This is a genomic window from Methylocystis sp. WRRC1, from assembly GCF_020733155.1.
GTDB lineage: Bacteria > Pseudomonadota > Alphaproteobacteria > Rhizobiales > Beijerinckiaceae > Methylocystis.
Map to the genome: position 1 here is coordinate 1,593,683 of NZ_JAJFZJ010000001.1, position 12,863 is coordinate 1,606,545.

Annotated in this window: 13 protein-coding genes; 8 read left to right on the plus strand and 5 right to left on the minus strand. The window is 61.4% G+C overall.

Translation table 11 applies throughout. From position 1 onward, the window contains the following. The first annotated feature begins 73 nt into the window (after positions 1 to 73). Positions 74 to 1,156, plus strand: a complete 1,083-nt coding sequence (locus LG047_RS07765; protein WP_227965592.1) for a transposase — start codon at positions 74 to 76, stop codon at positions 1,154 to 1,156. Positions 1,157 to 1,204: 48 nt separating this feature from the next. Here the strand turns inward: LG047_RS07765 and LG047_RS07770 are convergent, their stop codons facing one another. The 4 genes from LG047_RS07770 to LG047_RS07785 all read right to left on the minus strand — a co-directional run bounded on the left by LG047_RS07770 (position 1,205) and on the right by LG047_RS07785 (position 4,118). Next, positions 1,205 to 1,381, minus strand: coding sequence for a hypothetical protein (locus LG047_RS07770; protein ID WP_227966181.1), 177 nt, complete (start codon positions 1,379 to 1,381; stop codon positions 1,205 to 1,207). A 128-nt stretch (positions 1,382 to 1,509) separates the two neighbouring features. Next, the gene (locus LG047_RS07775; protein WP_227966182.1) at positions 1,510 to 2,517 is read right to left on the minus strand and encodes a hypothetical protein; all 1,008 of its coding nucleotides are present in this window, start codon (positions 2,515 to 2,517) and stop codon (positions 1,510 to 1,512) included. 328 nt (positions 2,518 to 2,845) lie between these two features. After that, on the minus strand, positions 2,846 to 3,283 hold the full coding sequence (locus tag LG047_RS07780; RefSeq protein WP_227966183.1) for a hypothetical protein: 438 nt from the start codon (positions 3,281 to 3,283) through the stop codon (positions 2,846 to 2,848). Positions 3,284 to 3,443: 160 nt separating this feature from the next. Beyond that, entirely contained in the window at positions 3,444 to 4,118 is a 675-nt protein-coding gene (locus LG047_RS07785; protein ID WP_227966184.1) for a recombinase family protein, read from the minus strand. Positions 4,119 to 4,414: 296 nt separating this feature from the next. On the opposite strand from LG047_RS07785, the gene LG047_RS07790 reads away from it, so the two are divergent. From LG047_RS07790 to modC, 6 genes are all read left to right on the plus strand, one after another. Further along, positions 4,415 to 4,810 (plus strand): hypothetical protein, encoded by a 396-nt coding sequence (locus tag LG047_RS07790; RefSeq protein ID WP_227966185.1) that lies wholly within the window; start codon positions 4,415 to 4,417, stop codon positions 4,808 to 4,810. Positions 4,811 to 5,242: 432 nt separating this feature from the next. Further along, the gene (locus LG047_RS07795) at positions 5,243 to 5,932 is read left to right on the plus strand and encodes a hypothetical protein (RefSeq protein WP_227966186.1); all 690 of its coding nucleotides are present in this window, start codon (positions 5,243 to 5,245) and stop codon (positions 5,930 to 5,932) included. A gap of 41 nt (positions 5,933 to 5,973) precedes the next feature. Beyond that, the gene (locus LG047_RS07800; RefSeq protein WP_036283569.1) at positions 5,974 to 7,509 is read left to right on the plus strand and encodes an acyl-CoA carboxylase subunit beta; all 1,536 of its coding nucleotides are present in this window, start codon (positions 5,974 to 5,976) and stop codon (positions 7,507 to 7,509) included. A 560-nt stretch (positions 7,510 to 8,069) separates the two neighbouring features. Beyond that, complete coding sequence (gene trxA, locus LG047_RS07805; RefSeq protein WP_036283570.1) at positions 8,070 to 8,390, plus strand: thioredoxin; 321 nt, start codon at positions 8,070 to 8,072, stop codon at positions 8,388 to 8,390. Between the two features lie 92 nt (positions 8,391 to 8,482). Continuing rightward, positions 8,483 to 9,169 carry a molybdate ABC transporter permease subunit gene (gene modB, locus LG047_RS07810; RefSeq protein ID WP_227966187.1) on the plus strand — a complete coding sequence of 229 codons (687 nt, stop codon included), beginning with the start codon at positions 8,483 to 8,485 and terminating at the stop codon, positions 9,167 to 9,169. Next, positions 9,166 to 10,245, plus strand: a complete 1,080-nt coding sequence (modC, locus tag LG047_RS07815; protein WP_227966188.1) for a molybdenum ABC transporter ATP-binding protein — start codon at positions 9,166 to 9,168, stop codon at positions 10,243 to 10,245. The genes modB and modC overlap by 4 nt, the downstream gene beginning before the upstream one ends. Here the strand turns inward: modC and LG047_RS07820 are convergent. Next, the gene (locus LG047_RS07820) at positions 10,240 to 11,532 is read right to left on the minus strand and encodes an MgtC/SapB family protein (RefSeq protein WP_227966189.1); all 1,293 of its coding nucleotides are present in this window, start codon (positions 11,530 to 11,532) and stop codon (positions 10,240 to 10,242) included. The two genes, modC and LG047_RS07820, sit on opposite strands and share 6 nt — an antisense overlap. 103 nt (positions 11,533 to 11,635) lie before the next feature. Between LG047_RS07820 and LG047_RS07825 the strand changes: the two genes are divergently transcribed. After that, complete coding sequence (locus LG047_RS07825; protein WP_227966190.1) at positions 11,636 to 12,814, plus strand: aminotransferase class I/II-fold pyridoxal phosphate-dependent enzyme; 1,179 nt, start codon at positions 11,636 to 11,638, stop codon at positions 12,812 to 12,814. The last annotated feature ends 49 nt before the right edge of the window (positions 12,815 to 12,863 follow it).

The following is a 12,863-nucleotide window of genomic DNA, read 5'->3' on the forward strand; positions in this document are numbered from 1 at the left end:
ACCTCCATAAACCCCTGGGCAAAATGCGCTTGAGCTGATTCACTCATATCATGTCGCGAAGGGGATGGCGGGCATGACGAAAGAAGCTCCCGGTTTTTTCGATGTGGACGAGCGCCTGGCGGAGTTGTCGGCCAAGGGCGACGATCTGGAGCGGCTGAACGCTCTCGTCGATTTCGAATTGTTCCGCCCTTCTCTGGAGTCGGCGGTTCCGCGCGGGGATCGCTCGAAGGGCGGGCGGCCGCCATTCGATCATGTGTTCATGTTCAAGATCCTGATCCTGCAGGCCATGCATGCGCTCTCCGACGAGCGCTGCGAATATCTGATCAAGGACCGGCTGTCCTTCATGCGCTTCCTCGGCTTGGGGCTCGCCGACGCGGTTCCCGACGCCAATACGATCTGGTCGTTTCGCGAGGCGCTGAAAAAGGCCGACGCCGTCGACGCCCTGTTCGCGCGCTTCGACACGGCGCTGCGCGAAGCGGGCTTTCTGGCGATGAGCGGACAGATTGTCGATGCGACGATCGTCGCCGCGCCCAGGCAGCGCAATACGCTTGAAGAAAAGAAGGCGATCCGGGACGGCCGCATTCCGAATGGCTGGACGGACAAGCCGAAGAAGCTCGCGCAGAAAGATCGCGACGCGCGCTGGACGGTGAAATACAGCAAGGCCAAGCCGCGCGAGGATGGCTCGCTTCCGCCGGTCGATCTGGCCATTGCGGCGTTCGGCTACAAGAATCACGTGTCGATCGACCGCGGCTTCGGCCTCATCCGCAAATGGACGGCGACCCACGCCGCCGCGCATGACGGCGCGCGGCTCGAAGACGTTCTGGACCGGACCAACACGGCGAGCGACGTCTGGGCGGATACGGCCTATCGCTCGGCGAAGAACGAGGCCATGCTGACACGGCGCGGCTTCGTCTCGCGCATCCACAGGAAGAAGCCGCAGGGCCGGCCGATGCCGGAACGCGTGCGGATCGCCAATGCGCAGAAGTCGAAGGTGCGCAGCGCAGTCGAGCATGTGTTCGCCTTGCAAAAGGGACCGATGGCCCTCTTTGTCCGCACGATCGGCATCGGAAGGGCCAGGGTCAAGATCGGCCTCGCCAATCTCGCCTACAACATGCGCCGCTTCGTCTTCCTGAAGGGAAAATACGCAACGGCCTGAGGCCGGGAGCCGACAGTAAGGCTGCCGCAGCCGCCTGAGGCCAAGATATCAGCCAGCCCAATCCGCGCTCGCGAGACGGTCGCCGGTATGCGACGACCTCCACCAGCCAAAATCGCGGTTTATGGAGGTCTCCAGCTGGAATTCTCCTACCTGCTCGATTTCATAGGCCGGATGGTCTTCAAGAATATCAACGAAGTCACAAATGCCGATCGTCCTCACTTGCATGACAATCTCTCTCATATTCGCGAGCCTCAACCTGTTTATAGTGCCTATATTCCACGCGAGCAAGGAGATTTAATTTAGCGAAATCGCTAATACGTCAGCGCTTACTGACGTGTATATTTATTAATTCTTCACGCTGCCTTGATTTCAGCTATGTATGCGAGCCTTTCTTTCGGGAGCCGCTTCATTTCGCGCCGGAGGGTTTCGTGGCGCGCCTGCGCGACGATCAGTAGCTTGTCTGAAATCGACGTGACGCGCGGCGCTCGCGTCGCGGCGACGCCAAGGGCTTTCCGGCGAGCCTGTAGGTGCGCGCGAACGCCGTCGGCTTCGCCTAGACAGTAGGATGACCAGCCGTCGATTTCCCACACTGGTCTTAAGTGGAGTTGGCGACCCTTGCCCGGCCCCTCGCGCCAGTCGCCGCCGGCCTTGTGAAACGCGAGGCTGGCGCTGGGTATCTCGTTTGGAGAAAGAGGAACCACGCCATGGACGTGAAGCTCATCTCCTTCGCGATTGTGAATGTGAAAGGCGAAGGCCGTTTCTACAGGTCTGCCGAGATAGTTCTTCAAGCTGTCTCGAATGCGCCGACGGATGCAATCGACGACGTTTTCCAGCTCCGCGAGGATGTCTGGATCAATCCGCAGGCTGAAAGCGTAGACATTCCCTTGGTGGCGCTCAATCATCGCGCGGCAGGCCTCAACGAAGCGCGTCGGCTCTGACAGGCGATTCCATTCCGGCGGCTTATGTCGCTTTTCGTCTAGCCAGAGCGCTTCGATTTCTGCTGATCGATCGTGTTCGCGCCGTCGTTTTTCTGATTCTGTAAAGGAGATGATTTCGCCACTGGAGCCCAAGCGCATCTCGTATTTCGTAAAATCCGCGAAGGCCCTGGATTTATTAAGAAATTCGACCTCAACCTCGGGCAGTCTCAGGCAGCGGAATTTTCGGACTTTGTATTTTTCTGACGGCGGGCGTTCGGCCGCCTTTAGACGGGCGGCGGCGGTTGCCATATGGACGACCACCGCCTTGATATTCTCGACCTGCGGGGCATCTAATTCTCGTCTAATATCGTCGCGGTAATCAGACCTGATGCTGTTGTTTGCCGAAATTGCATGGACGCGCGCTTGTAATTTGATTGCTGACATTGTATGAGTTACTTGCATGCGAGGCGATTGGTGGCCGTCCTGCTTTGTGAGAGTAGGACGGCCTTTAATCTATACGCTGAGGCGATCGCCGTCGACATTAATTTCTGGTTGCTAATCTTCGTGGTCGAAATTTTTCCCTGTGGACAGAACGCACCCCCATCGGGGGCCTGACGATCCTCTAGGACTTCCTCGTTATGTCTTCGTTCGTGTCAGATCGTCGCCGGACGAAGTTCACCGGCAATCGCCGAGACCATCGCGCCGTCAGACGAATGTAAACCGATCATGCCTCGCGCCGATCGGCGTGCCGATCATTCTCGAATGCGAATGACTACACGTCGGCAGCGGCGGCGTCCGGAAGATCGTCACCGTCGTCATTCACAGCGCGAATTGCCTCAATGTCCGACTCGCCAAGGTCGCGGATTTCGATGATCGGCAATGGATCGATGGTTTCCGCGGCGGTGAGCCCGAGAGCCTTCTCCTTGAGCAGGAAACCCCGTTCTGCCGTCGCCATCGCGCGCTCAAGCGCCTTGAGGGATTGACCATGGCGGTAGGCGGTAGAAGGATCGGCGCTGATATCGTCGACGATGATAGACAAACAAGCTTCGATCTTTCCGGCGAGCGTGAATGATCCGGCTCGGGCGTGACGCCCTTTCTCGATTCGATCCTCGATTGATCCGAACTCGGCGCTAACGACGGCATGCGCAACGCTGGCGGAAAGATCGGCGGCGGTTGAACCTTTTACCGCGCCGTCTTTCTTGAAGCGCATTTGAATGGCGCGCTCCGATACACCAAATTCGGTCGCAATCTCGGCGACGGTCGCTCGACCAGATTCCCATAGACCGCGCGCGGCGCTCCATTCTTCCGGCAAGAGGCGACGATATGTGCGCTTCGATGTTTCGGACATTCCTATCAAACTCCAGTAACAGTTACAGACGCGCCAGAAGCCGGGATACTTGGACTTCTGACCACACGTCCTTGCCGCGCGGCGTGCGGATCCCGCGTTGTGTCAGCGCCTTGGCGATTGCGGAAAGCGTCGTGACGCCTGCGACACGAAGTTCGGCGATGACAGGCGCAAGGTCGACGGCGCGAGCGTTTGCCTTATCCGTGCGAGCGGCGCGACCGGCGGCGCGCATATCATCGGTAAGGACCTGCCCTTCACGAAGTCCGCCAAGCTTCGCGCCACGATCTTTCGCAGCCTTAAGCGCTGCTTTCGTGTTAGCGCTGATCGTTTCGCGCTCTTTTTGCGCGACCATCGCCATTAGACCGACAGTGAAATTGTCGGCGAAGGGCATGTCGGCGGCGACGAACCGGACGCCTGCCTTTTGCATGCTCAAGAGGAAATGTGCGTCGCGCGACAAACGGTCAAGCTTCGCGATGACGAGCGTGGCGTCATGAACGCGACATAGCGCGAGCGCTTTGGCAAGTTCCGGACGGTCGTCGCGCTTGCCCGACTCGACTTCCACAAACTCGTTAATGAGCGTCCATGATCCACCATTGAGGTATCCGGCGACGGCGGCGCGTTGCGCTTCAAGACTGTGGCCGGACTTGCCTTGGCGATCGGTCGAAACCCGGAGATAAGAAACAAATCCGCCATTCGCCATGATTTATCGTTCCTGCCAACCTTCATTGACTAAAATGTAAGAACCACAATCACTCGCGTCAAGCTGATTGGTGTGACCTCTAAGTCGACAGACAATCCATTACACCGCCATGCTAGATAATCGGACACCATCAATACGTGAGCTCGAACGGGTGCAGGATGCGTTTTGGCAGAACAATAGTTTATCTTATCGGCATGATCGGATGTTTTCAGACACATGCGATGGCGTCGACGGCAACAATAGATATTGTAAAAAAATCTTACGGCACGTTGACCATAAAATTTTTCGAATGCGCCATGTCTACAATAATTTACCAGAATAAAAAGGACTTAGGAGAGGCAAAAAGAACAGACATCAAGGACACATTGTTATGTTTTAAAAAATATCACCAGCTAATCGACACCGTTGTTTTGGATACATCAAAAGATAGAAACATTTCAAGTGAAGAAAAGCAAATAATTTCTGACTGGGCAGAGAGGGCGATTGGCCTCGCGAAAATTTTTGCAAAGCACTCACGAAAGAAGGGTTCAGAAGAAATTATATTGGATGTGATAGACCAAAATAATGAACGTGCCTTAAACAGACTAGAACAATACAATTCGAAGAAAGGATATTACGATAAATTACTTGAGGAAGATAAACTCTTCCCTCCTTCCAATCCGGACTTTGAACAACGGCCTAGCGAAAGGTAGGCAGCATCGACTAGCGAAGCTATGGATAATCCACAAATTTCATCCCGCTACAAATCTACAAACCGCTTTCAAGCGATATATTTATGTTATTGATTTATAAGTAACTTCTAAATCAAGCTCGGAATTCGATCCTCTCACCGCCCACCATTTCCTAAAATATGCTTCGTGGAAGAGGCAAATCGACGGCGATCGCGCCGACGAGGCTGACGGCGGCGCCACAACGCCCGACGCGGACATGGGAAGATCCGATCTGTCCGGCGGAGCGCGCCCTCCCGCCCGTCAGCGGCGTCTCCTATGCTCGAGCGAGGAGTTGTCGCTCGTTTTTCTATGAAAAAGCCTCCGCCCGGCCTCTTCACCGCGGCGCAATGACGCTTTAGGATCGTCTGCGACGCCAGACGGCGAAACGACAGCGAGTGCGGAAACTTGAATTACATGGGCAAGAGCGGCGCCGTGCTGTTGCGACTTTTTCTCCTTCTCCTTCTCTCGACGCTCCTTCACCCGACCCTCGCGGCGCGCGCGGAGGACATGGGCTTTCGCGTCGTGGGTCTCGGCTCGGGCGCCTGCGGCGCGCGCTGCCCGCAGGTGATCGCCGCGCAGGGCGAAATCGTCGAGGGAACGCCGGACGCCTTTCTGGCTTTCGTTCGCCAGAACGTCGGCGGCGGCAATCTTCACGGAATCGTTCTGCTCGATTCCCCCGGCGGCAAGGTCGTCGCCTCAATGGAGCTCGGCCAGGCGATTCGTCGCCTCGGCATGGCGGTGATCGTCGCGCGGCCGGCTGCGGACCAGTCCTCCGGCGCCATGGCGGTCGCGGCCGGCCGCTGCTACTCGGCCTGCGTCTATGCGCTGATGGGCGGAAAGAAGCGCGTCATCCCGCCGGAAAGCCGCGTCGGCGTTCACAGAATGTTCAATTATTCCACGAGCTTCGACCTCGCCGAAGGCGGGCTGGTGCGTGAGCGCAATTACGATGACGGCGGCATGCGCGCCACGCTCTCGCGTTACGCGAGCATGATGGGCGTGAGCACGGACCTCGTTAATCTCGCAGAGCGGACGTCGCCCGACCAGCTCTACATGCTGACGGGCGCCGATATCGCCCGTTGGCGCCTCGGCTCGCGCAAACTATAAGCGCGCAGGAAAATATCGACGAACGACGAACAGGGCTGGACATGAAACATATTATCGACGGTCTCGAACAACGCCGCGCCTCCGCGCGACTGGGCGGCGGCCACAAGCGCATCGAGGCGCAGCACGCTCGCGGCAAACTGACGGCGCGCGAACGAATCGAATTGCTGCTCGATCAGGGATCGTTCGAAGAATTCGACATGTTCGTGACGCATCGCTGCACGGACTTCGGCATGGACCAGGGCGAGAAGACCTCGGGCGACGGCGTGGTCACCGGCTGGGGCACGGTCAATGGCCGCGCCATCTTCGTCTTCGCCAAGGACTTCACCGTCTTCGGCGGCTCGCTTTCCGAGACGCATGCGCAGAAGATCACCAAGCTTCAGGACATGGCGCTCAAGAACCGCGCGCCGATCATCGGCCTGTTCGACGCGGGCGGCGCGCGCATCCAGGAGGGCGTCGCGGCGCTCGGCGGCTATGGCGAGGTCTTCCAGCGCAATGTGATGGCCTCGGGCGTCATTCCGCAGATCTCGCTGATCATGGGCCCCTGCGCCGGCGGCGACGTCTATTCGCCGGCGATGACCGACTTCATCTTCATGGTGCGCGACACGAGCTACATGTTCGTCACCGGCCCGGACGTGGTGAAGACCGTCACGAACGAGACCGTCACGGCGGAGGAGCTCGGCGGCGCCTCCGTCCACACGACGAAGAGCTCCATCGCCGACCGCGGCTACGACAATGACGTGGAGGCGCTTTTGCAGATGCGCCGCCTCATCGACTTCCTGCCCTCCTCCAACACGGAGGAGCCGCCGGAATGGCCAAGCTTCGACGACGTCGACCGTCTCGACAATTCGCTCGACACGCTGATCCCCGACAATCCGAACAAGCCTTACGACATCAAGGAGCTGATCACGAAGGTCGTCGACGAGGGCGATTTCTTCGAGCTTCAGGAAGCCCACGCCAAGAACATCGTCATCGGCTTCGGCCGCGTCGAGGGGCGTACAGTCGGCATTGTGGCCAACCAGCCGATGGTGCTCGCCGGCGTGCTCGACATCGACGCGTCGAAGAAAGCGGCGCGCTTCGTGCGGTTCTGCGACTGCTTCAACATTCCGATCGTCACCTTCGTCGACGTGCCGGGCTTCCTGCCGGGCACGGCGCAGGAATATGGCGGCCTCATCAAGCATGGCGCGAAACTGCTCTTCGCCTACGCTGAAGCTACAGTTCCGAAAGTGACGGTCATCACCCGCAAGGCTTTCGGCGGCGCCTATGACGTCATGGCCTCGAAACATCTGCGCGGCGACGTCAACTACGCATGGCCGTCGGCGCAAATCGCGGTGATGGGCGCCAAGGGCGCCGTCGAGATCATCTTCCGCGCCGACATCGGCGATCCCGACAAGATCGCGCAGCGCACGAAGGAATATGAAGACCGCTTCCTTTCACCCTTCGTCGCCGCGGAGCGCGGCTATATCGACGAGGTGATCATGCCGCACAGCACGCGCAAGCGAATCGCGCGCGCGCTTGCGCTGCTGCGTCACAAGGAACTGGAAAATCCCTGGAAGAAGCACGACAACATTCCTTTGTAAGGATGTGTCGGATTGCAACTTATGCGAGCGCGGCGAACAGCCGCGCTCTTTTCATTTGCGTCAATATGACACGCCCGTTTGCGAGCATTGCTCAATTGCCCGGCATGTGACTTGAAATTTCGCCAGACTGCACATTTTCGAGTGACAGCCCATGTAATTTGTCATAGTGTCCGTTTCGCCAAGTTGATTGGGTAAGCCTAAGCGTAAAATGCGTTTAAGCTTTTCTAAGTCCCAGCAACGGTCCAAGTCGGGGAGGACGCCGGTAGGAACGCAACTCGCGACATGGCTCGACGAACGAGCCGCTGCGAGGGGTTATCGAAGCGACACAAAGACTTCGGGACCAGGCGCTCACGCCGGTTAAAGGACAGGGTGCCAAAGAGTGGGGATCGGCCCGGCCGTCCCCGCTCTTTGTGTTTAAGGACCCTTCATAGATTTTCCCTCTCATCCGATAAGCTCGAGCAATAGAGCGCATGCGCCCGGCTTGTGCTTGACGCGCGACGGCGCCGTTCCTACTTTCCAGCCGGAATCCTTTTAAAAAGGCCCGCAACGAAAGGCCCCTCATGTCCACGCAAAAAATTACCGACGCCACTTTCGAGCAGGAAGTGTTGAAATCCGCCGAGCCCGTCGTTGTCGACTTCTGGGCCGAGTGGTGCGGACCCTGCCGCATGATTGCGCCCGCCTTGGAAGAAATCGCCGCGGAGATGAAGGGCAAGGTCAAAGTGGTCAAGCTCAACATCGACGAGAATCCGGCCGTCGCCAGCAAGCTCGGCATCCGGTCGATCCCGACGCTGATCATCTTCAAGGACGGCAAGGCCGCCGCGCAGAAGGTAGGCGCGGCCGCGAAGGGCGAACTGTCGCGCTGGATCAGCGCCGCGGTCTGACATGATTCTTGCGAGCCTGAAGGCGCGCGGTCCGGAAGGCAAGTGGGCCGCAGCGCTTCAGGTTCGTTTCATACAGGCGCAACGCCAGGACAGTGCTCGACCTTTCGGCTGACGAACTCACCGCCATCGGCCTCAGCGTGAAAGTCGCGAGCGTCGCGATCCTCGCCGCCCTGCCCCTCGCTATCGTCATCGGTTATGCGCTCGCGCGTTGGCGATTTCCCGGACACGCCGCGATCAATGCGCTGGTGCATCTGCCGCTCGTGATGCCGCCGGTCGTCACCGGCTTCGCGCTGTTGCTTCTTTTCGGCCGCCACGGTCCGATCGGCGCCTTTCTCGCAAACCATTTCGGGATCGTCTTCGCGTTTCGCTGGACCGGCGCGGCGCTCGCCGCCGCCGTGATGAGCTTTCCGCTCATGGTGCGGCCCGTGCGTCTCGCTTTCGAGGGCGTCGATCCACGTCTCACGACGGCCGCGCGCTCGCTCGGCGCCAGCAGAGCTTATGCTTTCGCGCTCGTTGAATTGCCGCTCGCGGCGAATGGCGTTCTGGTCGGCGCGATTCTCGGCTTCGCCAAGGCGCTCGGCGAATTTGGCGCGACGATCACTTTCGTCTCGAGCATCCCCGGCGAGACGCGCACCATACCGGCCGCAATATATGCGCTGTTGCAGGCGCCGGACGGCGACGCTTCCGCCATGCGGCTTGCTGCGATTTCGGCCGCGATCGCCGTGGCCGCGCTTCTTGCGTCGGAAGCTTTGCAGTCGCGATGGATCGCGCGCAAATGATCGCGCTGGACATAGGTTTCGCGCACAAGGGCTTCGACCTCGCCTGCGCTTTCGAGAGCCGCGCGCGCGTTCTCGCGCTCCATGGTCCATCGGGCGCCGGCAAGACGACGCTCGCCCATCTCATCGCCGGCCTGTTGCGTCCGGACAGGGGACGCATTGCGATCGATGGCGTGACGCTGGTCGATACGGAGCGCAGACTTTTTACGCCGCCGGAGAAACGCCGCATCGGCGTCGTCTTTCAGGACGCGCTGCTCTTTCCGCATTTCAGCGTGCGCACGAATATTCTCTTCGGCCGCTACTTCACGCCGAAGACCGAGCGCACGGCGCCTTTCGACGCGATCATCGAGACGCTCGGCGTCGGTCATCTTCTCGACCGCCGCCCGGCGTCGCTTTCGGGCGGCGAGCGCCAGCGCGTCGGCTTCGCCCGCGCGCTTCTGTCCTCGCCGCGCCTGCTGCTGATGGACGAACCCATGGCGTCGCTCGATTACGCGCGGCGGCAGGAAATCATGACGCTGATCGAAAGATTACGCGACGAATTCAGGACGCCGATCGTGCTCGTCTCGCATTCTGCGGAAGAGATCGCGCGCCTCGCCGACGAAGCGATCATTCTCGATCATGGCCGCATCGTCGCGCAGGGCGCGCCGCTCGACGTTCTGCCCGGCGCGAGCCGGCTGATCGAGGGCGGACGCTTCGGGCTCATCAATGCGCTGACCGCGCGCGTCGCAGCCGTCGATGCGCGATTCGGCGTGACGCGACTGGCGCATCCCGCGGGCGAAATTCTCGTCGCCGCGCAGCTCGCTGAAGAAAGCCATACGCGCGTCGCGATAAAGGCGACGGATGTCGCGCTCGCGAAATCGCCGCCATCCGACACGAGCGTGCGCACCATTTTGCGGGGACGCATCATCAAGATCGACGCCACCGAGAGCCCGCTCGCCTTCGTCACGCTGGAGCTCGTCGGGAGGGAGAAACTCGTCGCCGCCGTCACGCGGCTCGCGCTCGCCGAACTTGAATTAGCAGCCGGCGCCGAAGTGTTCGCGCTCGTCAAATCCGTCGCGCTGGACGAGCGCGCGCTATAGGCCGAAGGCCGGTGCCGTCATCAGCGCCGCGACGCCGGCGCCCAGCGCCAGAACCGATACGAGCGTGAACCGAAGACCCATCGCCCCGCCGCCGATGAACCAGCCTATGCCCGCCTTGACGATTGTGTTGGAGACAATCGCCAGAAGAACCGCGACCGCCGCGGGTTCAAGACCGATCTCGCCAACGCCCTGGCGCGCCATGGTCAATGAGATGGCGTCGACGTCGGCCACGCCCGACAAAGTCGCGAGCGCGAATACGCCCTTGCTGCCGGCGAAGCGGGTGGCGATCTTGGAGAGAACCATCACGGTCGCCAGCAATGCGCCGAATTTCAGCACGGAGGGCAAATCCAGCGGATTCCTGATCGTCAGCGTCTCGCTCGCCCCCGCGCCGTCGCCGGCGCGAAGCATCATCAGCAAGGCGCCGCCCAACGCATAGACAAGGCCCACGGCGATCAGCGGCGCTGCGAGCCGCATGGCGAGGTCGCCATTGACGAGGCCGAGAACGGTGAGGACGCGCGGCCCCATGACGGCGTTGGCGAACATCGCGCCCGCCGCCAGCACGTTGACCTGCCGCGGGTAGTCGCTGACGAGACGCGACATGGCCGCAGTCGCGGCGGTGGAAGAAGCGAGGCCGCCCGCCATGCCCGCCACGACGACGCCGCGGCGATAGCCGACGATCTTCACCGAGACATAGCCGGCAAAGGAGATGACGCCGATCAGCACCGTCATCAGCCAGAGTTCGAAAGGATTGATCGCGCCCCAGCGGTCGATCGGATGGTCGGGCAACACCGGCGGCAGGATGAAGCTCATCGCGAGCAACAGGAGGCCGGAACGCAGCTCCGGCCATGTGAGCCGCTGCACCCAGCCATGCAGGAGCTGCTTGAGTGCGAGAAGCGTCGTCGTCGCGACGGCGGCGGCCGCTGCGGCCTGCTGATCACCCACGACCGCGAAAGCGCCGAGCGCGAAGGCGAGCAACACGGCGACGAGCGTCGTCGCGCCGAATGTGTTGAGGCGCACGGTTTCACGATAGCGGAAGAAGCCGATGACCGCGCCGAAAAGCGCAAAGGCAATGGCCAGGGCGATCGCGCCGCCGCCGCCGAAATGCTCGGCGATGGCGCCCCAGACGCCGCCCAGAAGCGCCGCGAGGCCATGGGTGCGAAGCCCGGCGGCGCGCTCCCCCTCATGCTCGTCGCGCGTATTCCACCCGCGCTCGAGACCGATGAGCAGGCCGATCGCCAGCGCAATCGAAAGTCGCTGGATCAGCTCGACCGTGCCCAACTCGTACATTTCGAAGAACCTCGCTTCACAACATCTGCTGTTTTACAGGTAGACCCCCGAAGCGACACCGACAAATGCGCCTCTGCGGACGCGCGACGAAAGGAAATGCTTAATGACTTCGCCACTGCGGCCTTCGCGGCGTTCCGCCGTCGCCCCCTTCATGGCGATGGACGTGTTGCGCGAGGCGCGGGCGCTGGAGCGGGCGGGGCGGCGCATCATCCATATGGAGCTCGGCGAACCCGGCGCGCCGGCGCCTCGTCTCGTGCGCGAGGCCGCCGCGGCGGCATTGCGCGACGGCGCGCTCGGCTATGGAGAGGCGCTCGGCGAGATCGGGCTGCGCGAACGCATAGCGGCGCATTACGGGGAACGCTATGGCGTCGATGTGACGCCGGACCGCGTGATCGTCACCACGGGTTCTTCAGGCGGATTTCTCCTCGCGCTGCTCGCGGCTTTCGACGCCGGCGCGCGCATCGCCGTCACGGCGCCCGGCTATCCGGCCTACGCCAATATTCTGTCGTCGCTCGGACTGGAGGCGGTCCCGCTCGACGTCGGGCCGCAGACCCGCTTTGCGCCGACAGCCGACATGCTCGCCGCCGCGCACCGCGAGAAGCGGCTCGACGGCGCGCTGTTCATGAGCCCCGCCAATCCCACCGGCGCGATGATCGGCGCGCAGGAACTGGAGCGCATCTCGCGCTATTGCGACGAGGCGGGGATCGTCTTCGTCTCGGACGAAATCTACCACGGGCTCGAATATGCGGCGCCTGCGCAGACGGCGCTCCGTTTCACGAATCGCGCCATCGTCGTCAATTCCTTCTCGAAATATTACGCCATGACCGGCTGGCGGCTCGGCTGGCTCATCGCGCCGCCGGAACTGATGCGTCCGCTCGAACGGCTCCAGCAGTCGCTCGCGATATGCGCCCCGACGCTGTCGCAGCGCGCGGCGCTCGCCGCATTCGACGCGACCGGGGAGCTGGAGGAAAATCGTGCGGCTTACGCGAAAAACCGCGCGCTGCTGATGGAGCGCCTCCCGGCGATGGGGCTCGACCGGTTCGCGCCGCCGGACGGCGCCTTTTACATCTATGCCGACGTCTCGCGCTTCACCTGCGACTCGATGGACTTCTGCAGACGCATGCTGGCGGAAGCGGGCGTCGCCGCGACCCCCGGCCCCGATTTCGATCCCGGACGCGGCGCGACGACCCTGCGCCTTTCCTACGCCGGCGCCCCGTCGCAGGTCGCCGAAGGCGTCGCGCGGCTCGAGGACTGGCTTCGCGACCAGGCGCCGCGCGGCTGAGACGCCCGGGGCGAGGGGCGCGAGCCGCCGGCTCGCGCTCGCCTCACCC